Source organism: Salipiger bermudensis, from assembly GCF_019801965.1.
In the GTDB taxonomy this organism is placed as follows: Bacteria; Pseudomonadota; Alphaproteobacteria; order Rhodobacterales; family Rhodobacteraceae; genus Salipiger; species Salipiger bermudensis_A.
Window position 1 is genome coordinate 227761 of sequence record NZ_JAHVIA010000007.1, and the last position, 19633, is coordinate 247393.

The 19633-nt window shown below is 68.5% G+C and carries 20 protein-coding genes; 9 read left to right on the top strand and 11 right to left on the bottom strand.

The window, feature by feature from the left end; all coding sequences use genetic code 11:
- Positions 1 to 5: 5 nt before the first annotated feature.
- Positions 6 to 743, bottom strand: coding sequence for an SDR family oxidoreductase (locus tag KUV62_RS16780; RefSeq protein WP_222604881.1), 738 nt, complete (start codon positions 741 to 743; stop codon positions 6 to 8).
- A gap of 139 nt (positions 744 to 882) precedes the next feature.
- Between KUV62_RS16780 and KUV62_RS16785 the strand changes: the two genes are divergently transcribed.
- Both KUV62_RS16785 and KUV62_RS16790 read left to right on the top strand, forming a co-directional pair.
- Positions 883 to 2256: an FAD-binding oxidoreductase gene (locus KUV62_RS16785; protein ID WP_222604882.1), complete on the top strand. Its 1374-nt coding sequence runs from the start codon at positions 883 to 885 to the stop codon at positions 2254 to 2256.
- A 42-nt stretch (positions 2257 to 2298) separates the two neighbouring features.
- Positions 2299 to 3225, top strand: a complete 927-nt coding sequence (locus KUV62_RS16790; RefSeq protein ID WP_222604883.1) for a sugar kinase — start codon at positions 2299 to 2301, stop codon at positions 3223 to 3225.
- Here the strand turns inward: KUV62_RS16790 and KUV62_RS16795 are convergent.
- Both KUV62_RS16795 and KUV62_RS16800 read right to left on the bottom strand, forming a co-directional pair.
- Entirely contained in the window at positions 3222 to 4007 is a 786-nt protein-coding gene (locus KUV62_RS16795) for a hydroxypyruvate isomerase family protein (protein ID WP_222604884.1), read from the bottom strand. The two genes, KUV62_RS16790 and KUV62_RS16795, sit on opposite strands and share 4 nt — an antisense overlap.
- 236 nt (positions 4008 to 4243) lie before the next feature.
- Positions 4244 to 4972, bottom strand: coding sequence for a helix-turn-helix transcriptional regulator (locus KUV62_RS16800; protein WP_222604885.1), 729 nt, complete (start codon positions 4970 to 4972; stop codon positions 4244 to 4246).
- Positions 4973 to 5059: 87 nt separating this feature from the next.
- On the opposite strand from KUV62_RS16800, the gene KUV62_RS16805 reads away from it, so the two are divergent.
- Complete coding sequence (locus KUV62_RS16805; protein ID WP_222604886.1) at positions 5060 to 5455, top strand: RidA family protein; 396 nt, start codon at positions 5060 to 5062, stop codon at positions 5453 to 5455.
- A 97-nt stretch (positions 5456 to 5552) separates the two neighbouring features.
- On the opposite strand, the gene ychF is transcribed toward KUV62_RS16805, so the two are convergent.
- From ychF to KUV62_RS16825, 4 genes are all read right to left on the bottom strand, one after another.
- Complete coding sequence (gene ychF, locus KUV62_RS16810) at positions 5553 to 6650, bottom strand: redox-regulated ATPase YchF (RefSeq protein ID WP_222604887.1); 1098 nt, start codon at positions 6648 to 6650, stop codon at positions 5553 to 5555.
- A gap of 98 nt (positions 6651 to 6748) precedes the next feature.
- Positions 6749 to 8125: an MATE family efflux transporter gene (locus KUV62_RS16815; protein ID WP_222604888.1), complete on the bottom strand. Its 1377-nt coding sequence runs from the start codon at positions 8123 to 8125 to the stop codon at positions 6749 to 6751.
- 73 nt (positions 8126 to 8198) lie between these two features.
- Positions 8199 to 9212, bottom strand: coding sequence for a nickel/cobalt transporter (locus tag KUV62_RS16820; RefSeq protein ID WP_222604889.1), 1014 nt, complete (start codon positions 9210 to 9212; stop codon positions 8199 to 8201).
- On the bottom strand, positions 9194 to 9826 hold the full coding sequence (locus tag KUV62_RS16825; RefSeq protein WP_222604890.1) for a DUF1007 family protein: 633 nt from the start codon (positions 9824 to 9826) through the stop codon (positions 9194 to 9196). Before KUV62_RS16825 ends, KUV62_RS16820 begins: the two co-directional genes overlap by 19 nt.
- A gap of 120 nt (positions 9827 to 9946) precedes the next feature.
- Between KUV62_RS16825 and KUV62_RS16830 the strand changes: the two genes are divergently transcribed.
- A complete protein-coding gene (locus tag KUV62_RS16830) occupies positions 9947 to 10588 on the top strand; it encodes a TIGR02453 family protein (protein ID WP_222604891.1) in 642 nt (213 codons plus the stop codon).
- Between the two features lie 31 nt (positions 10589 to 10619).
- Here the strand turns inward: KUV62_RS16830 and ppk2 are convergent, their stop codons facing one another.
- Positions 10620 to 11597, bottom strand: coding sequence for a polyphosphate kinase 2 (gene ppk2 / locus KUV62_RS16835; RefSeq protein ID WP_410000867.1), 978 nt, complete (start codon positions 11595 to 11597; stop codon positions 10620 to 10622).
- Positions 11598 to 11816: 219 nt separating this feature from the next.
- Between ppk2 and trpA the strand changes: the two genes are divergently transcribed.
- Entirely contained in the window at positions 11817 to 12608 is a 792-nt protein-coding gene (gene trpA, locus KUV62_RS16840) for a tryptophan synthase subunit alpha (RefSeq protein ID WP_222604892.1), read from the top strand.
- A gap of 324 nt (positions 12609 to 12932) precedes the next feature.
- Here trpA and argC read toward each other — a convergent pair whose 3' ends face one another.
- Together argC and KUV62_RS16850 are read right to left on the bottom strand one after the other, a co-directional pair.
- The gene (argC, locus tag KUV62_RS16845; protein ID WP_222604893.1) at positions 12933 to 13877 is read right to left on the bottom strand and encodes an N-acetyl-gamma-glutamyl-phosphate reductase; all 945 of its coding nucleotides are present in this window, start codon (positions 13875 to 13877) and stop codon (positions 12933 to 12935) included.
- A 118-nt stretch (positions 13878 to 13995) separates the two neighbouring features.
- Positions 13996 to 14763, bottom strand: coding sequence for a ZIP family metal transporter (locus KUV62_RS16850; RefSeq protein WP_222605005.1), 768 nt, complete (start codon positions 14761 to 14763; stop codon positions 13996 to 13998).
- 144 nt (positions 14764 to 14907) lie between these two features.
- Between KUV62_RS16850 and KUV62_RS16855 the strand changes: the two genes are divergently transcribed.
- On the top strand, positions 14908 to 16074 hold the full coding sequence (locus tag KUV62_RS16855) for an alpha-hydroxy acid oxidase (protein ID WP_222604894.1): 1167 nt from the start codon (positions 14908 to 14910) through the stop codon (positions 16072 to 16074).
- Between the two features lie 122 nt (positions 16075 to 16196).
- Here the strand turns inward: KUV62_RS16855 and KUV62_RS16860 are convergent, their stop codons facing one another.
- Complete coding sequence (locus KUV62_RS16860) at positions 16197 to 17348, bottom strand: MFS transporter (RefSeq protein WP_222604895.1); 1152 nt, start codon at positions 17346 to 17348, stop codon at positions 16197 to 16199.
- A 174-nt stretch (positions 17349 to 17522) separates the two neighbouring features.
- On the opposite strand from KUV62_RS16860, the gene KUV62_RS16865 reads away from it, so the two are divergent.
- The 3 genes from KUV62_RS16865 to KUV62_RS16875 all read left to right on the top strand — a co-directional run bounded on the left by KUV62_RS16865 (position 17523) and on the right by KUV62_RS16875 (position 19632).
- Positions 17523 to 18143 (top strand): 50S ribosomal protein L25/general stress protein Ctc, encoded by a 621-nt coding sequence (locus KUV62_RS16865; RefSeq protein ID WP_222604896.1) that lies wholly within the window; start codon positions 17523 to 17525, stop codon positions 18141 to 18143.
- A gap of 526 nt (positions 18144 to 18669) precedes the next feature.
- Positions 18670 to 18987, top strand: a complete 318-nt coding sequence (locus KUV62_RS16870) for a hypothetical protein (protein ID WP_222604897.1) — start codon at positions 18670 to 18672, stop codon at positions 18985 to 18987.
- Positions 18988 to 19059: 72 nt separating this feature from the next.
- Positions 19060 to 19632, top strand: a complete 573-nt coding sequence (locus tag KUV62_RS16875; RefSeq protein WP_222604898.1) for a hypothetical protein — start codon at positions 19060 to 19062, stop codon at positions 19630 to 19632.
- The last annotated feature ends 1 nt before the right edge of the window (position 19633 follow it).

The following is a 19633-nucleotide window of genomic DNA, read 5'->3' on the forward strand; positions in this document are numbered from 1 at the left end:
GCCGCTCAGCCCCGCCCGATATAGGGCATCTTGGTCGCCATCACGGTCATGAACTGCACATTGGCATCGAGCGGCAGCCCCGCCATGTGCAGGACCGAGCTGGCCACGTGCTCCGCATCCATCACCGCCTCCGCCGCGATCTCGCCATTGGCCTGCCTGACGCCCGTGGCCATCGGCGCGGCCATCTCGGTCAGGGCGTTGCCGATATCGATCTGGCCGCAGGCGATGTTGAACGGCCGCCCGTCGAGGCTGATCGATCGGGTGAGCCCGGTCACCGCGTGTTTTGAGGTCGTGTAGGGCGAAGAGCCGGGGCGCGGCACATGCGCCGAGATCGAGCCGTTGTTGATGATGCGCCCGCCCTGCGGGTCCTGCCGGCGCATCTGGGCAAAGGCCGTGCGGGCGCAGAGGAACATGCCGGTGATGTTGACGGCGCAGAGCTGCATCCAGTCCTCGACCGGGATTTCGTCGATCGGCGCGCCCCTGGTGAAGATGCCGGCATTGTTGAACAGCGCGTCGACCCGGCCCCAGCTTTGGGCGACCTCGGCAAAGCCCTGATCCACCGCCTCAGGCTGCGAAACGTCGAAAGGCAGCACCAGCGCATTAGGATCGCCATTGGCGCTCTCGCGCAGCGGCGCCTCGCGGCGGCCCACCAGCGCCACGCGCCAGCCGTCCTTCAGGAATGCCTGCGCGGTGACGCGTCCGATGCCGCTGCCCGCGCCGGTGATGACGATGCTCCGGGTCATGACCCCTCCTCCCTCGACGCCGTTTCGCGCCCTCTTGCCGGCCGGTTGGGGACGCGCCCCTCCGGCAGTTGCTTGCCACAGTGTCACCGGCTGGTATACCGAATGCAAGCGCATTCCCCCGGCGCAGGAGACCACCAAGATGACCGCATTCGACGCGCTCGGGCAGCTGCTCGGCCCGCGCTTCACCACCACCCTTGCCGCCCGCCAGCAGAACGCCGGCAACGAGGCGCATTACGACGAGGTCCTGCCCGATGCGGTGGCCTTTCCCGAGAGCACCGAAGAGGTCTCCTCCATCGTACGGATCTGCGCCGAGCACGGCGTGCCCGTGGTGGCGTTCGGCACCGGCACCTCGCTGGAAGGCCAGCACCTCGCGGTGAACGGCGGCATCAGCCTCGATTTCTCTCGCATGAACAAGGTGCTCGAGGTCCATGCGGAAGACATGAACGTGGTGGTCCAGCCCGGGGTGACCCGCAAGCAGCTCAACGAGGACCTGCGCGCCACCGGGCTGTTCTTCCCGGTCGATCCCGGCGCCGACGCCTCGCTCGGCGGCATGGCCGCGACGCGGGCCTCCGGAACCACGGCGGTGCGCTACGGCACCATGCGCGAGAACGTGCTGGCGCTCGAGGCGGTGATGGCCGACGGCACGGTGATCCGCACCGGCAGCGAGGCGCGCAAGTCTTCGGCGGGCTACGATCTCACCCACCTGCTGGTGGGCTCGGAAGGCACGCTGGGGCTGATCACCGAGCTGACGCTGAAGCTGCATGGCCAGCCCGAGGCGGTCGCCGCCGCGACCTGCCGGTTCGACGATGTGGGAGCCGCGGTCGATTGCGTGATCCTGACCATCCAGAGCGGCATCCCGATGGCGCGGATCGAGCTGGTCGACGAGATGATGGTGCGCGGATTCAACCTGCACAGCGGCACCGACATGCCGGAAAAACCACATCTTTTCCTAGAGTTCCACGGCGCGCCTGAGGCAGCACGCGAACAGGTGGCAAGCTTCCGCGAGATCGCTGCTGATGCCGGCGCGCAAGGCTGGCAGGAGGCCGAGACCACCGAGGCACGCACCGCGCTCTGGAGCCTGCGCCACGGTGCGCTGCCGGCGATCGGGGCGCTCGACCCGCGCCCCGGCAAGCGCACCTATTCCACCGATGTCTGCGTGCCGATCTCGCGGCTGGCCGAGGCCATCGCCGCGGCCCGCGCCGAGGCCGAGGCGCGCGCGCTCACCTGCACCATCGTCGGTCATGTCGGCGACGGCAATTTCCACTGTGGCCTGCGCTTCGATCCCGGCGATCCGGACGAGATCGCCGAGGTGCTGGCGTTTTCCGGCGCGCTCGCCAAGGTGGCACTGAAGCTTGGCGGCACGGTCACCGGCGAGCATGGCATCGGGCTCGGGAAGCAGACATACATGGATGCCGAGCACGGCGCCGCTGTGGCCATCATGCGCCGCGTGAAGACGGCCTTCGATCCGCAGGCTATCCTCAACCCCGGCAAACTGTTACCGCCGGAAAGCTGACGGGCGCCCCGCCCGCTCATCCGGAGACGAAGGAGTGACGCAATGAGCGCCTTTCTCGCCATTGGCGAATGCATGGTCGAACTGTCCGAGGCCGGTGACGGGCTCTATCGCCGCGGTTTCGCCGGCGACACCTTCAACACCGCCTGGTACATGCGCCGGATGCTGCCGGAGAGCTGGGGCGTGGGCTACGCCACCTGCGTCGGCGAGGACGCGATCAGCCACGAGATGCTGGCCTACATGGAGGGCGAGCGCATCGACACCTCCGGGGTGCGCCGTCTGCCGGACGCGACGGTGGGGCTCTACATGATCTCGATCGAGGATGGCGAGCGCAGCTTCTCCTACTGGCGCGGACAATCGGCGGCCAAGCGCATGGCGCAGGATCTGAAATGGCTCGATGCGGCGCTCAAGGGCCGCGACATGATCCATTTCTCCGCCATCACCCTGGCCATCCTGCCGCCCAAGGAGCGCGAGTATTTCTGCGGTGCGCTGGCGAGGGCGCGATCGCGCGGGGCCATCGTGGCCTTTGATACCAACCTGCGGCCGAAGCTCTGGGAGAGCCCCGAGGCGATGCGCGCCGGCCTGATGATGGGGGCGCGGACCTCCGACATCGTGCTGCCCTCCTTCGACGAGGAGCAGGTGCTGTTCGGCGACACCGACCCGGCGCAGAGTCTTGAGCGCTACCGCGCCCAGGGCGCCGACCTGGTGGCGGTGAAGCAGGGCCCGGGCGACCTTCTGCTCTGGCAGCGTGACAGCGGCGCCCAGGTGATCCCGGCGACGCGCGTCGAGAGCGTTGTCGATACCACCGCCGCCGGCGACAGCTTCGCCGCCGGTCTGCTGGCGGGGCTGGCGCTCGGCCGTCCGCTCGAAGACGCGGCGCGCGGTGCGATGGCGCTGGCGGGCCAGGTGATCCAGGGTCGCGGCGCCTTGGTGGCCGACGCGGTGAGCAAGGCCGGGCTGACGCCCGCCTAGGCGCTTGCCAGCGCGGCGCGGAGCCTTGGCAGCCAGTCCAGCCCCGCGCGCGTGTCGCAGCCCCGGGGGCGGTACTCGGCGCCGATGGCGCCGTGGTAGCCCGCCTCGCGGAGGGCTTTGAGAAGCCTTGCATAGCAAAGCTCGCCCGCATCCGGTTCGCCGCGGTCCGGCACCGCGGCGATCTGCACGTGACCGACCAACGGCAGATATTGCTCGAAGCGCCGCGTCAGGTCGCCCTGCAGGATCTGCAGGTGGTAGCAATCGAACATGATGCGGATGTTGTCGCGGTCCAGTGCCGTGATGGTCTCGGTCGCCTGCTCCAGAGAGGTCAGGTGGTAGCCGGGCACGTCGCGCGTGTTGATCGGTTCGATGAGGATGGTCATGCCATGCGCGGCGGCGAGATCGCAGGCGTGGGCCAGCGTTGCGCGGAAGGCCTCCTCGGACCCTGCCGCCCTGAGGCTTCGGCCTGCCATGACATGCACCGCGCCCGCCCCGATCGCCGCGCCGAAGGCGACCGCCTGCGCCACGGCGGCACGGGCCTCCTCGGCCCGCCCCGGAAGCGCCGCAAGGCCGAATTCGCCTGCCGCCGTGTCGCCGGGCCGGGTGTTGAGCGACAGCATCGGCAGGCCGGTGGCGTCGAGGGCGGCGCGGATCTCACCCGGGTCATGGTCGTAGGGGAAATGGCACTCGACCGCGTCGAAGCCGTCGCTGGCTGCGGCGTGGATGCGCGCAGGCAGCGGCAGGTCGGCGTAGAGGAAGCCGAGATTGGCGGAAATCTGCATCGGGCGGCCCTGCGCTTGGTGGGGGCGTCGGAGACGAGGGGCGCTGCCCCTCGCGCTCCCCGGGATATTTTCAGCCAGAAGAAGGCAAAGGTCGAGGGGCGGGTTTGCGTTTGCCTCTCGAATGACACCTCGGGACCTTGGGGAACCGGGTCTGTCGAGGCTGGCAGGGGGCCTTATTGGCGCGGCCTGTGCGTCGCAGCACTTGCGAGAATCACCGAGCTTGGGGAGGGGCGCTTTCAGGACCGGCCCCTGGACAGCTCTGCATAGGGGCACACGTCTGCCTCGAAAGGCACGCGTCGACGGCGGAAGCGCTTGTCTTCGACACAATGCGGGGCGCTGATCCGGTCCATGCGGAAATGGCGGAAATCCTCGCGCATCGGGTCCCATCCGACGAGATACCAGATCGGCAGCAGGATCAGCAGCGCCTGCGGCTCGACCTCGCGCCGGGTCTCGCGGCCCCCGGCGTCGCGGTAGCCGAAGCGCAGGAAGCGGCGCGCGAGGAAGGCCGTCTCGAAGGCCGGGAGCAGCGCCGCGTCGACCTGGCCCAGATCGGAGAGATCCTGCCGCGGCGGCAGCCGGCCCACATGCAGGCAGCCCAGGACGGCGCGCAAATCGCGGACCTTGTCCCGCGGCAGCGCCTTCTCGATCCGGGCCAGCCCGGCATCGGCCAGCTCGGAGAACGGCAGGGTCCCGGCGGCGCGCATCGCGGCGACGCTGATCAGCAGGGCGAACACCTCGTCGACCGTGAGCCGCGCATGGGTCTGCACGGATTGCGGGTCGAGCTGCAGCCCGCCGCCGCGCCCGACATCGGAATGGATCACGTAGCCGTCCTCGCGCAGGGCGGCGATGTCGCGCAGCACGGTGCGGCGCGACGCGCCGACCTCGGCCGCCAGCGCGTCGATGGTGGAGCTGCCATTGCGGCGCAGGCTGCGGACGATGGCGTCCTGTCTGTGTCTCACGGTCATGGCGGGAGCCTAGCACGAATGGTGCCAGATTTTGGCACTGTTTGCCTCTACCGATGGGTCGGCAAGCGAAACCAAGGAGAGGTCATCATGAAACGCAGTGCAGTGAACCCGTGGGACTGGTCGCTCAAGCTCGGTTACAACCAGGCCGAGATCATCGAAGGCGCCGCGCGGCAGCTCATCGTCGCCGGACAGACGGCGGTGGACGGCACCGGCACGCCGCAGCACGCGGGCGACATGCGGGCGCAGATTGACCTCGCGCTCGACAATCTCGAAGCGGTGCTGAGGCAGGCCGGCATGGGGCTCGGCAACGTCATCCGGCTCGGGGTCTTCGCCACCGACATGGACGCGGCCCTGAAGAACTTCGATCTGATGGGGATGCGGTTCGGCGCGGCAGAGGTGGCGCCGCCGACGACCCTGCTGGGCGTCACCCGGCTCGCCCTGCCCGGGCTCATGGTCGAGATCGAGGCCACCGCGGCGGGCTGAACCTTGCGATCGGGGCGTCCCGGCGCGCGCCTTGTGCCGGGGCGGCGCCGCGAGGACGGCCGGGCGGGTGCGTCAGGCCCCTTCCCGGCCCTTGGCTTCAGGTGTTGAAGAGGAAGTGCAGCACGTCGCCGTCCTTGACCATGTAGGTCTTGCCCTCGGCGCGCATCTTGCCGGCTTCCTTGGCGGGCTGCTCGCCGCCCAAGGCCACGAAATCCTCGTAGGCGATGGTCTCGGCGCGGATGAAGCCCTTCTCGAAATCACCGTGGATCACACCGGCGGCCTGCGGCGCCAGCGTGCCCTTGCGGATGGTCCAGGCGCGGGCTTCCTTGGGGCCGACGGTGAAGTAGGTCTCGAGATGCAGCAGCTCGTAGCCGGCGCGGATCAGACGGTCGAGACCGGCCTCCTCGAGCCCGAGCTCGGAGAGGAACATCTCCGCCTCCTCGCCATCGAGCTGGGAAATCTCTTCCTCGATCTTGGCCGAGATCACGACGTGAGCGTTGCCCTGCGCGGCGGCCATGGCGGCGACCTTCTCGGAGAGCGCGTTGCCGGTGGCGGCCTCGTCCTCGTCGACGTTGCAGACGTAGAGCACCGGCTTCGAGGTCAGAAGCTGCAGCATCTTCCACTGCTTGAGATCCTCGGCATCGACCTCGAGCAGGCGCGCGGGCTTGCCCTGCTCCAGGAGCTCGAGCGCGGCCTTCATCAGGCGCTCCTGCTGGACCGCCTCCTTGTCGCCGCCGCGCACCTTGCGGACGATGTTCTGCAGGCGCTTCTCGAGGCTCTCCATGTCGGCGATGATCAGCTCGGTCTCGATGGTCTCGGCATCGGCGACGGGATCGACGCGACCGTCGACATGGGTGACGTCGTCATCCTCGAAGCAGCGCAGCACGTGGGCGATGGCGTCGGTCTCGCGGATGTTGGCGAGAAACTGGTTGCCCAGACCCTCGCCCTTCGAGGCGCCCTTCACCAGGCCCGCGATGTCGACGAAGGTCATCCGGGTGGGAATGATGTTCTGCGACTTGGCGATGGACGCGAGCTTGTCGAGCCGCGCGTCGGGCACCGCCACGTCGCCCACGTTGGGCTCGATGGTGCAGAACGGGAAGTTGGCCGCCTGCGCCGCGGCGGTCTTGGTCAGCGCGTTGAACAGGGTCGACTTGCCCACGTTGGGCAGACCCACGATCCCCATGCGAAATCCCATCTTGCGGCTCCTCTGGCTTTGGTTGGCCGCCTTCTAGGCGCGGATCGGTGCAAGCGCAAGAGAGCGTCGCGGCCCCGGCACAGGCGCGGAGCGGCGGCTCAGGCCTTGGCGCCGGCGGGCGGTGCGACGCGGCGCGGGTTGGCGCGGACGAGGAAGCGGTGCAGCAGCAACACCGCCGCCGCCCCGAGCCCGATCACCAGCCCGAACCAGACGCCGACGAAGCCGTAGCCGGCCGGGAAGCCCAGCAAGTAGGCTGCCGGCAGTCCGAGCCCCCAGTAGGACAGCGCCGCGATGATCATGGGCGCGCGGGTGTCGTGTAGGCCACGCAGCATGCCGAGCGCGATGACCTGCAGCGCGTCGACCAGCTGGAACAACGCCGCGACCAGCAGCAGCACCACGCCGATGGCGATGATGGTGTCTCGCTGCGGATCGTCGGGCGACAGGAACAGGCCGATGAGCGCCTCGGGAATGGTCAGGAAGGCCACGACGGTGATGATCACCGTGGCGATGGAGAGCCCGAAGAGCGTGCGCGCATCGCGCATCAGGAACTCGGTGTCACCACGGCCACGCGCCTGCCCCGCGCGCACCGTGGCGACGTTGGCGAGGCCCAGATGCACCATGAAGGTCAGCCCCGAGAGCTGCAGCGCGATGCCGTGCGCGGCCAGCGGCGCCGGACCGATCAGGCCGATCAGCAGCGCGGTGGCGGCGAAGAGCCCGACCTCGGCCAGGGTGGTGAGGCCGATCGGCCAGCCGAGCGCGAAGACCTCGCGCATCATCTCGACATCGGGGCGCCAGAAGCGCTGCCAGAGCGGGTAGAGCGGCAGGCGCAGGCGGGCATAGGCGATCACCCCCAGCAGCGACAGCCCGTGCGAGACCAGCGAGGCGATGGCGGCTCCGCGGATGCCGAGCTCGGGCGCGCCCCAGTTGCCGAAGATCAGCGCGTAATTGGCCAGCGCGTTGGCAATGGCGGCGCAGACGGTGATCCAGAACACTACGCGGGTGTGCTCGAGCGCGGCGAGGAAGCTCTTGAAGACCATGACGCCAAGCGCCGGCAAGAGCCCCCAGCCGGCGATGCGGAGGTAAGTCTGGGCATCGGCCGCGACCTGCGGCTCCTGCCCCAGCGCCAGGAGGATGCTGCCCGAATGCCAGAGCAGCGGCATGACCAGCGCGAACACCCCCGCCGACAGCCAGAGCCCCATGCGGGTGGCGCGGCGGATCTTGGTGTGATCGTCGGCGGCCTCATAGCAGGCCACCATCGGCATCACCGCCCAGGCAAAGCCGGAGCCGAAGAGGAAGAACACCGAAAACACCGTCGAGGCCAGCGTCAGCGCCGCCAGCTCGGCAACGCCGTAGCGGCCGATCATCGCGGTGTCTGTGAACACGATGGCAAGCTGCGCGAGATGGCCGCCGATCAGCGGCAGCGCAAGCAGCAGGATGGCGCGGGCATGGGCCCAATATGTGTCTTCATTCCTCATGATCGCGCTTTAGAGACGCCGGCGCGCTCGGGCAAGTCTCGCGTGAAGGGAGCCGCGAAACTGTGGTTCAGCTCTAGATCGCGTGCAACACCACCTGCGCCGCGAGGATGGCGATCATGGCCCCGGCGGCGGCCTCGATGCCGCCCATCAGCCGCAGCGCGGCGGGCCCGGTGGCGAGCCGGCTGAGGGCTCCCTCGCGCAGCGTCACCGAGGCCAGGGCCACCGCCATGGTCACCGCTGCCGTGCCGAGCCCCATGGCGAAAGCGCCGAGGATGCCGGCGAGATCGATGCCCATGCGCCAGGTCAGGATCAGCAGGAACAGCGCCCCGGTACAGGGCCGGATGGCGATGGCGCCGATCAGAACCAGCGCGTCGCGCAGCGAGTGGACCTGCTCGACCTGTTCGAGGCTCGGGCCATGGGCATGGCCGCAGCTCGGGCAGGCCTCGCCATGAGCGTGAGCATGGTGATGGCCGTCGTGATCGTGGGGCTGATGGGGGCCGGTGTCATGGTCATGCTCATGATCGCTGTGAGGGTGCTGATCGTCACGAGGTTGATCATGAAGGTGATCGGGGGCCACGGAAGGCCTCGGCTCGGGACGTGCCAGCAGCTTGCGCAGCCCGCGCAGCGCCAGCCAGAGGCCGATCAGCCCGATGGCGGCGTAGCTTGCCGGGGCGAACCAGTCCTCGGCGGCATCGGTGAGCTGCTCGCGCCCCCAGCCGAGCGCCCAGACCCCGGCATAGACCAGCGCCACCGCCGCCGCTGCCTGCGCCAGGCTCGACAGCAGCGCCAGCATCGACAGCCGCAGCACCGGCACGCGGCGCCCGACCCCGTAGCCGCCGATCAGCAGCTTGCCGTGGCCCGGCCCGGCGGCATGGAAGAACCCGTAGGCAAAGCACAGACCCAGCAGCGCCGTGAGCGCCCCCGGCTCGCCGGCCCGCAGCGCGCGCAGCCCCCCTGCCATCGCCACCTGCGCCTCGCGCTGGCCCTGCGCCGCGGTGGCCTCGACGACCGCGGCGCCGCCGAAGCCCCAGAGCCAGACCGCCAGCGCCACCACCGCGGCGGCGCCGATCAGGACGAGGGATCGCATGTCAGGCTGATCCGGTCGGCATATTGCTCACCGACCTCGAGCTGCTCGAACATGTCCTCGGGGACGCGTTGCAGCTCTTCCTGCACGTAGGCATCGGCCGCCTCGCGGTCGGGCGCCTCGATCTCGGCGCTGCAGGGCGCGGCGATCTCGACGCCGCGGCTGATCTCGTAGGAGACGTAGAAGGTCGGATCGTATTGCTTGATCTCCAGCCCTTGCGCCGGCACCTCCGGCACCGGCCGGAAATGCGACGAGATGATGCGTCCATCCTCGATCCGGGTCTCGCGCGGCTCTGGCGGCCCGAGCGCCACCGGCGCGCCGCCGGCGACCAGATATAGATCGCCCTCGAAATCCGCCGGCCAGTTGTTGGTCTCGAAGCCCTGGAGCTGCTCCAGCTCCGCCTCGGTGAGCTGACCGTCGCCATCGGGGTCGAGCCCCATATCCTCGAAGATCAGCAGCGTGAAGAACTCGTCATAGGCCCAGCTCAGCTCGATCCCGGTAACACGCCGGTCGGCGTCGGTCTCGATGCGCAGGGCGCTGTCGACGAAGACATGCGGATGCGCCACCGCCTCGACGGCAGGCAGCAGGAACAGAAAGCAGGCACTCCAGCGCAACATGCCCCCGGATTAGAGAGCGCCCGCGCGCTTGGCAAGTTCCGTGCAGCGGGATCGGCAGGTCTGTGCTAAACTCGGTCGTTGATTACGAGTCAGATTGTTTTGCATGATTGGAGTTGCGCGATGTCCGCGCAGATTGACCTGTCCCGTTTCGCGACGCACACGCGCGGATTTCTCGCCGAGCTCGCCAAGAACAACAACCGCGGCTGGTTCAGCAGGAACAAGCTGCGCTACGATCGCGATGTCAGGCGACCGGGCGAGCGGCTGGTGGATATCCTTGCCGACACGCTCACACAGCGCACCGGTCGGCCGGTGCGGGGCAAGCTGTTCCGCCCGCATCGCGACGGGCGCTACTCGAGCGACAAGACCCCGTTCTACACCCATCTCCACGCGGTCTGGACCCTGGCCGACGGTCGGGGCTGGTATTTCGGCCTCTCGCCCGAATACGCCACCGCCGGCGCCGGTGTGATGGGGTTCGACGCCGAGCAGACCATCGCCTGGCGGCATTCGGTCTCCGGGGTTGCGGGAGAGGGCCTGGCCAGCCTGCTCGGCCGGCTCGACGCGCGGCTCGACCCGCCGACCCTCGAAACCGTGCCCGAGCCCTATGCTGCCGACCATCCGCGCGCCGAGCTGCTGCGCCGCACCGGTTGCGTGCTCTGGTATGATGATCTCTTCGAGGCGCTCTCAGAGGATCCAGAGGCGACCCTGCGCGAGCGGTTCGACCGTCTCGCGCCGCTGCAGGACTGGCTCGGCGCGCATCTCTGAGCGGCGCGCCGGGCGGCATCGTCTCGCCGCGTCAGCCGCCGCTCTTGCGGGTGTCCGGGTGCAGCGCCGTGCCGAGGATATGATCGGAGCGATGGATCACATGCGCCGCGCCGCCAACGATCAGCGGGTCGGCGGGCGTGGCCACCCGGCGGTCCTTCCCGGGGTAATCCAGGGTCGAAAGAAAATGCCGCATGCAATTGATCCGCGCGCGTTTCTTGTCGTTCGACTTGACCACGATCCACGGCGCATCGGCGGTGTCGGTGTAGAAGAACATCGCCTCCTTGGCCTCGGTGTAATCGTCCCACTTGTCGAGGCTGGCCTTGTCGATCGGCGACAACTTCCACTGCTTGAGCGGGTCGGTCTCGCGGCTCTTGAAACGGCGCAGCTGCTCCTCGCGGGTGACCGAGAACCAGTATTTGTAGAGCTTGATCCCGGCCCGCACCAACATGCGCTCGAGATCCGGCGTCTGGCGCATGAACTCCAGGTATTCGTTGGGCTCGCAGAACCCCATCACCCGCTCGACCCCGGCGCGGTTGTACCAGGAGCGGTCATAGAGCACGATCTCCCCGGCGGTCGGCAGATGCTCGATGTAGCGCTGGAAATACCACTGGCCGCGCTCCAGGTCACTGGGCTTGTTGAGCGCCACCACGCGGGCGTGGCGCGGGTTGAGATGCTCAGTGAAGCGCTTGATCGTGCCCCCCTTGCCGGCGGCGTCGCGGCCCTCGAAGAGCAAGACCGCCTTCTGGCCGGTCTGCTGGAACCACAGCTGCACCTTGAGAAGCTCGGCCTGAAGCTGCGCCTTCTGGCGCTCGTAGCTCTTGGTCGACATCTTGGTGTCGTAGGGATAGGCGCCGGTCTCGAAGGCGAGCCGGATCTCGTCCGGCGTCGGTGCGGGGCGGCGCGGCCCGCGCGGGGCGGCGGCAGCGGCGCCATCGGGCGCCGGGGCCATGGCGTCGTCGGCGGCGGGGATATGGGCGGCGGTGTCCGTCTCGGGGGGTGTTGCGCTCATCGGGGGCCTTTCTCCAGCGGGCTTTTGTCCGGCCTACGCCCTTCAGGCTGTGCCCCGCCTTGACCAGTGTCAAGAAACCCGTCTTCCGGCGGTCCGCAGCTTATTGATTTCCGCCCGCCATTCCGGCAGACATGCCGCGATTATCTGGGCCGCGATAATCTGGGCCGCGACACTCCGGGCCGCGATCGCCGGGGCCGCGACCATCAGGGAAGGACAGTCATGACCCGCATCGATGCAAAATTCGCCGCGCTCCGCGCAGATGGCAAGAAAGCCTTCGTCGCCTATGTCATGGCCGGCGATCCCGATTACGACCGCTCGCTCGAACTGGTGAAGGGCCTGCCCGCCGCCGGCGTCGACATCATCGAACTGGGCCAGCCCTTCACCGACCCGATGGCCGACGGCCCGACGATCCAACTCGCCGGCCAGCGCGCCCTCGAGGCGGGCCAGACTCTGGAGCGCACGCTGCAGATGGTGCGCGATTTCCGCGCCGGCGACGACACCACCCCGATCGTGCTGATGGGCTACTACAACCCGATCTACAACCACGGCGTCGAGCGCTTCCTCGAGGACGCTGGCAAGGCCGGCATCGACGGGCTGATCGTGGTCGACCTGCCGCCCGAGGAAGACGAGGAGCTCTGCATCCCGGCCCAGAAGGCCGGACTCAACTTCATCCGCCTCGCGACCCCCACCACCGATGACAAGCGTCTGCCCAAGGTGCTGCAGAACACGTCGGGCTTCGTCTACTACGTCTCGATCACCGGCATCACCGGCGCCGCGGCGGCGCAGGCCGCCGATGTCGCCCCGGAAGTGGCCCGCATCAAGGCCAAGACCGACCTGCCGGTCATCGTGGGCTTCGGCATCCGCACGCCCGAGACCTCCGAGAGCATCGCAAGCGTCGCCGATGGCTGCGTGGTTGGCTCGGCCATCGTCGCCGCCCAGGCCGAAGGCAAGCCCACCGAAGAGGTCCTCGCCTTCGTCAAATCCCTCGCCGACGGCGCCCACCGCGCCTGAGCGCCGCGCCACCGCTGACATGACAAAGGGGCGCCCCACCGGCCGCCCCTTTTCCATTGCCTGCATCGCCCCTTAGCGCGGCCCCGCATCTTCTCTGGTTCAAAAATACCTCGGGGGTGAATGGGCCGCAGGCCCAGAGGGGGCAGCGCCCCCTCTTTCCCCGTGGCAAGCGCACCTCCGGTGCGACGGGGGCAGCGCCCCCCTCTCCTCTGGCAAGCGCGCCCCCGGTGCGACGGGGCAGCGCCCCCGCTCCTCTGGAAAGCGCACCTCCGTGGCGGCGGGGGCAGCGCCCCCTGCTCCGTCCGCAACCAGGCGCAATGCCGCCTACTCGGCCGCCTGCGCCTCCGGCCCTTCGAGCCCGGCACCCTCGTCGACGCCGAGCATGATGTTGAGGTTCTGCACCGCGGCGCCCGAGGCGCCCTTGCCGAGATTGTCGAGCACCGCGACCAGCACCGCAGCGCCGCTCGCCGGATTGCCATGCACCGAGAGCTCGAGACGGTTGCTGCCGTTCAGGCGCTGCGGCAGCACCCGCGGCTCGTGCACCGACGGCGCGACCACAGAGACGAAGCGTTCGCCCTCGTAGGCCGCGCGCAGCGCTGCCTCTGCCGCGGCAATGCCTTCCGCGCCCAGCCCGGGCAGTTGCACGGCAACCGCCATGCCCTGGGCATACTGCCCGACCGACGGCACGAAGACCGGCGCGGCGCTCAGCAGCCCGTGCTTGGAGATCTCCGGCAGGTGCTTGTGGCCCTGCGACACGCCGTAGAGGAAGGCGCCGTCGGTCTCGCCGCCCTCGAACTCGGCGATCATCGCCTTGCCGCCGCCGCTATAGCCCGACACGCCCGAGATCGCCGGCGCCGCGTCCGCCGCCAGGATCCCCGCCTCGACCAGCGGCCGGATCAGCGCGATCGCGCAGGTCGACCAGCAGCCCGGGTTGGAGACGTATTGCGCCGCCGCGATCGCCTCGCGCTGGCCCTTGGCCATCTCGGCGAAGCCGAAGACCCAGCCATCGGCCACCCGGTGCGCGGTCGAGGCGTCGATGATGCGCGTGCCATGCGGCACTGCCAGCTCGACCGTCTCCTTCGCCGCGTCGTCCGGCAGGCAGAGGATCGCCACGTCGGCCTCGGCGAGGGCCTCGGAGCGCGCGTCGCGGTCCTTGCGGCGCTCATGGGCAACCTGGACCAGGGCAATATCGGCGCGCGCCTCGAGACGCTCGCGGATCTGCAATCCGGTGGTTCCGGCTTCGCCGTCTATGAACACCTTGTGGGCCATGTCACGCCTCCATTGTTTCGAGGCCCTGCCATAGCAGAGCCCCCGTGAAAAGGAAACGGCGAGGACGCCCGAACGGGCGGAGGAGCGGCTCCTCGAGCCCCTGCGGCCTCTCCTCGCCTCAGCCCAGCGTCACGTCGAGGAACATCATCAGGATCAGCCCCACGATCAGCCCGGTGGTGGCGCGGTTCTGATGGCCGTGTCGGTGGGTCTCGGGGATGATCTCGTGGCTGATGATGAACAGCATGGCGCCGGCGGCGAAGGTCAGCCCCACCGGCAGCACGTAGACCGAGACCGACACCGCCGCGACGCCGATCAGGCCGCCGATCGGCTCCACCAGCCCGGTCAGCGTCGCGTACCAGACGCTGCGCAGCCGGCCGTAGCCCTGCCCGCGCAGCGCCACCGCCACCGCGAGCCCCTCGGGTGCGTTCTGCAGCCCGATGCCGGTGGCCAGCGACATGCCGTTGGTGACGTCGCCACCGCCGAAGCCGATGCCCACCGCCATGCCCTCCGGGAAATTGTGGATTGTGATCGCGAGGATGAACAGCCAGAGCTTCGACAGCGCGCCGGGGTCCGAGCCCTCGGGGCCGGAAACGAAATGCTCGTGCGGCACCCAGCGGTTGATGCCCGCGACCGCGAGCGCGCCGAGCGCGATGCCGACCGCCGCCAGCAGCGCCGCCCCGACCGTCGAGCCGTAGATCTCGGCGCCCTCCTCGATACCCGGCAGGATCAGCGAGAAGAACGAGGCCGAGATCATCACCCCTGCGGCGAAGCCCAGCATCATGTCGTTGGTCCGGCGCGTGATCTCGCGCCCGAACAGCACCGGCAGCGCCCCCACCCCGGTCATCAGACCGGCGCCGAGACTGGCCAGAAAGCCCCATAGGATCATCGCATCGCCTCCTGCTGGCATGCCTTGTCCCTCCCTGCCGCCACTAACCCGCCGCGGAGGCGAAATGTCCAGTGCGGGAGATTGCGCAAACTGTCGCGGATTGGTAATCAAACCTGACCGCATCGCCCGGAAGGACCGCTCCACATGCCCCAAATCACCGAGATCGAGGACCTCAAGCGGATCTACCGCCGCCGTGTCCCCAAGATGTTCTACGATTATTGCGAATCCGGCAGCTGGAGCGAGCAGACCTTCCGCGAGAACAGCTCGGATTTCGACGACATCTACCTGCGCCAGCGCGTCGCCATCGACATGACCGGCCGCACCACCGCGACCAAGCTCATCGGCCAGGACGTGGCGATGCCGGTGGCGCTGGCCCCGGTGGGCCTCACCGGCATGCAGCATGCCGATGGCGAGATCCTCGCCGCCCGCGCCGCAGAGAAATTCGGAGTGCCCTACTGCCTTTCGACCATGTCGATCTGTTCGATCGAGGACGTGGCCGAGAACACCTCGGCGCCGTTCTGGATGCAGGTCTACACGCTCAAGGACGACGATTTCATGCAGCGCCTGTTCGACCGCGCCAAGGCGGCGAACTGCTCGGCGGCAGTGATCACCGTCGACCTGCAGCTGCTGGGCCAGCGCCACAAGGACATCAAGAACGGCCTCTCCGCGCCGCCCAAGCTGACGCCGAAATCGGTTGCCAACATGATGACCAAGGTGCCGTGGGGGCTGGAGATGCTGCAGACCAAGCGGCGCTTCTTCGGCAATATTGTCGGCCACGCCAAGGGCGTCGACGATCCCTCGAGCCTGTCGACCTGGACCGCCGAGAGCTTCGACCAGGCGCTGAACTGGGACCGCATCCGCGAGTTCCGCAAGATGTGGGACGGGCCGCTGATCATCAAGGGCATCATCGATCCCCGCGACGCGCTCGAGGCCTGCAATGTCGGCGCTGATGCCATCGTGGTGAGCAACCACGGCGGCCGCCAGCTCGACGGGGCGCTGAGCTCGATCCGGGCGCTGGCGCCGATCCTCGACGCGGTGGGCGACAAGATCGAGGTGCATCTCGACAGCGGCATCCGCTCGGGGCAGGACGTGCTCAAGGCGGTGGCGATGGGCGCCAAGGGCTGCTGGATCGGCCGCGCCTATGTCTACGGGCTGGGGGCGATGGGTGAACAGGGCGTCTCCGAGGCGCTGCGGGTGATCCACAAGGAGCTCGACAGCTCGATGGGGCTCTGCGGGCGCACCGACATCACGCAGGTCGACCGCGACATCCTGATGATCCCGAAGGGCTTCTCCGGCGACTGGGAGGCGTGAGGACGCCGGGTCGCAGTCACCGGCGCTGGACCGTGCTGAGAGAGAAGGGGGGGGGGCGCTGCCCCCTCTGGGCCTGCGGCCCATTCACCCCCGAGGTATTTTTGAACCAGAGAAGACGGGGGTCAGGCGGCTGGTGAGGAGCGGCGCATCCAGGGGATGAGGGCGAGCGGGATCAGCAGCAGGACCAGCGCCACCGTGGCGAAGGCGGCGGCGAGGCCGACGCGGCCCGAGACCAGCCCCATCAGCGGCGGTCCGAGGAAGAAGCCGGCATAGCCGATCACCGAGAGCCGGGAGATCGCCTGGGCGCGGCGCTCCGCGGGGCAGCGGGCAGCGACGAAGGCGAAGGCCATGGGGACCACAACCGAGGCGCCGAGGCCGAGGATGGCGAAGCCCGCGTAGGCGATCCACAGGCTCGGCGCGAGCGCCGCGATCAACGCGCCGGAGGCCGAGACCGTGGCGCCGATGCGGATCACCGCCGGTTCGGCGAAGCGCTGCGCCAGCCCCTGCCCGAACAGGCGCCCCACCGTCATGGTGATGCCGAGCAGCGCCGGGCCGACGGCGCCGGCAGCGGCGCCTGCGTCCAGATTGCGCTCCAGATGCAGCGCCGACCAGCCTTCGGTGGCCTGCTCCGACAGGAAGCCGATCAGCACCACCAGCCCCGCCGGCAGGATCAGCCGCCAGGGCGTCGCACCGCGTGGCGCGACGCCGCCGTCATGGTTGGCGGCAGTGGGCGCCCCGCGCATCAGCGCCACGAGGACCAGCGCGGCCAGGCCGAGCCCGGTGAAGGCGGCCACCGGCGAGGCGCCAAACTCGCGCGCCAGGCCGGTGCCCAGGGCCGAGACCGCGTAGATCAACGAGTAGACCGCGTGGTTGAGGTTCATCAGCGGCCTGCGGCCCGAGGCCTCGAGCCCCGCCACCTGCGCGTTCATCACCACGTCGAGCAGCCCGGCCGCCGCGGCGGCGGCGAGCATCGCCAGCGCGAAGCCCAGCCAGCCGGAGGCGAAACCGGGCAGCAGGAAGGCACCGGCCAAAACCACCGACAGCAGCGGCAGCGCCAGCCGGCCGAGCCGTCGCTCGGCGACCGGGGCCAGCCACATCGCAAGCACCGCGCCGCAGGTCGAGACCAGCATCGCCAGCCCGAAGCCTTCGTCGGAGAGCCCGGCCTGCGGCTTCAACGCCGGCACCAGCGCGGCGAAGCCGCCCCAGTAGAGCCCCATGACGGCGAAGGCCGCGGCGGGGCCACGGCTGGCGAGAAGATCGTGCTTGTATCCCATCCCAGCGCCCTGCCACGGCGGCGCGGCGGCGTCCAGAGCGGCGCCTGCAAGGGCGGTAGAACGCGCGCGGGCAAAAAGAGACTTGAGAAACGGGGCGATCCGGTCTATCGGAGCGGCTCTTACGCGGGGTGACAGCCTTGGAGGCACCCTGCCCTTATTTATGGAGATATCAACATGGCTGGTGAGATTCCTGATCTCGTGGCTCTGGAACGTACGGGGACAGGCAAGGGCGCCGCTCGTCAAGTCCGTCGCGACGGCATGGTTCCGGGCATTGTTTTCGGTGGCGATGCAGAGCCGCTGGCAATCCAACTGCCCTTCAACGAGCTGCTCAAGCGCCTGAAGGCAGGCCGCTTCAAGTCGACCCTGTTCAACCTCAAGGTTGACGGTCACGACGATGTCCGCGTTATCTGCCGCGACGTGCAGCGCGATGTCGTGAAGGACCTTCCGACCCACTTCGACCTGATGCGCCTGCGCCGCACCAGCCGGATCAACCTCTTCATCCACGTCGACTTCATCAATGAAGAAGCGGCACCGGGCCTGAAGAAGGGCGGCGTCCTGACCATCGTGCGCCAGGAAGTCGAGCTCGAAGTGCTGGCCGGCGACATCCCGGACCACATCACCGTGGACCTGGCAGGCAAGCAGATCGGCGACGTCATCCACATCTCGGACGTGACCCTGCCGGAAGGCGCCAAGCCGACCATCGACCGCGACTTCGTGATCGCCAACATCTCGGCTCCGCGCGGCCTGCGCGCCGATGACGGCGATGAAGGCGAAGAGGAGGCGGCAGAGGAATAATCCTCCGCAGCTTCGACAGATCGAGAGACGGCCCTGCCCCCGCGGCAGGGCCGTTTTGGTTTCCGGAAGCGAATCGATTCTGCCGTGATCGCTGCGATTCGCGCGCGTCGCGACACCGGCAGCCGGGGATGGCCCTGTCGCTGCCCGCCGCGCGGGAGCGCGCGCCGAGCTCACCTCCCGCGTGTCACGCGAAACGAAAGCGCACAGTAGCGACGCGCCGGATCTTGCAGGCAGTTCGGGCAGATGGCGCGTTTCGACGGCGCAACCACTGACGTAGCGTAAATATTTTGGGAAGCGGCTTCGGAACACGTAGAAAGTGTGTAAAATAAAACGCCTCGGCGACCGGGGTCACCGAGGCTACACTGATCTAAATACAAGACGGCGGCACCACTCACGGAACGTCGTCATAGCCATACTAACACGTCACGAAGGGGGTTCCAATGCTTTATCATTGTGATAAAGATGGGAAACACATTCAATTTCCACGGGTTGACGATTGTGCAGCGCGCGCTGCGGGATGCAGGACATGGACAAGCTGACTCCGATCTTCGAACTTCGCGAGATGCTGCGGCAGCTTGAGCGGGATGTCGGCCTCGAGGATCTCAGCCGCACCGAGCGCGATGTGCTGCTGGCCGCGCACAGCCTGACCAACCAAGTCGGCGACGTGATCAGCACCGAGCAGATGCGCAATCATTCCCTGCTGGAGCCGGTGGCGCAGGCCACGCTCTACCGCGCCATTCGGACTCTTCTCGGCCGCGGCCTCCTGGAGCGGGCCGGGCAGAGCAAGGCTCGGAATTATGTTGTGCGCAGCGATCTTGTCGGCAAGGATCTACAGCGAAGCTGATCCCCGAACGACACTCCAGGCATGCCGCGCGGTCGAGGCCGCGCGCTACCGGATGAGAAAGACCCGTTACTGATGCAAATCCGATCCTTCGGTGTGACCGTCGTGGCCTACCTTCTGGCCCACGGTCTGACTGCCATGCTGATTTCCCCGCTGCAGGCCCGGCTGCTGCCCGACGTCACCAGCTTTGCCAGCCTGCTCTACCTGCCGCACGGCGTCCGAGTTCTCGCGACCTGGCTGATCGGCCGCATCGCGATCCTGCCGCTCTGCGTCGGTGCCTTCCTGTCGGAATGGATGTTTGCCGATGCCGGGATCGGCTCCGCAACCGAGCCGGTGATCCTCGTCTCGATCCTCGTGGGCGCCGCCTCGGCGGCGGTGGCCTTCGAGCTGATGCGCGCCTTCGGCCTCAACCTCTACGCCACCGAGCGACTCCGGGTGCACTGGAAATGGCTGCTGCTGGTCGGGATGCTGGCCTCGGTGCTGAACTCGATCGGCCAGTCGCTGGTGTTTTCCGGGGCGATCCTGCCGGAATGGTCGTTGGTGGTGCTGGTGGTCTACGCGGTGGGCGACCTGCTCGGCCTGATCGCCACCACCTTCATCCTGATGCTGGTGTTCCGCTGGCTGCGATCGGAGCGGGCGCCCGGCTGAG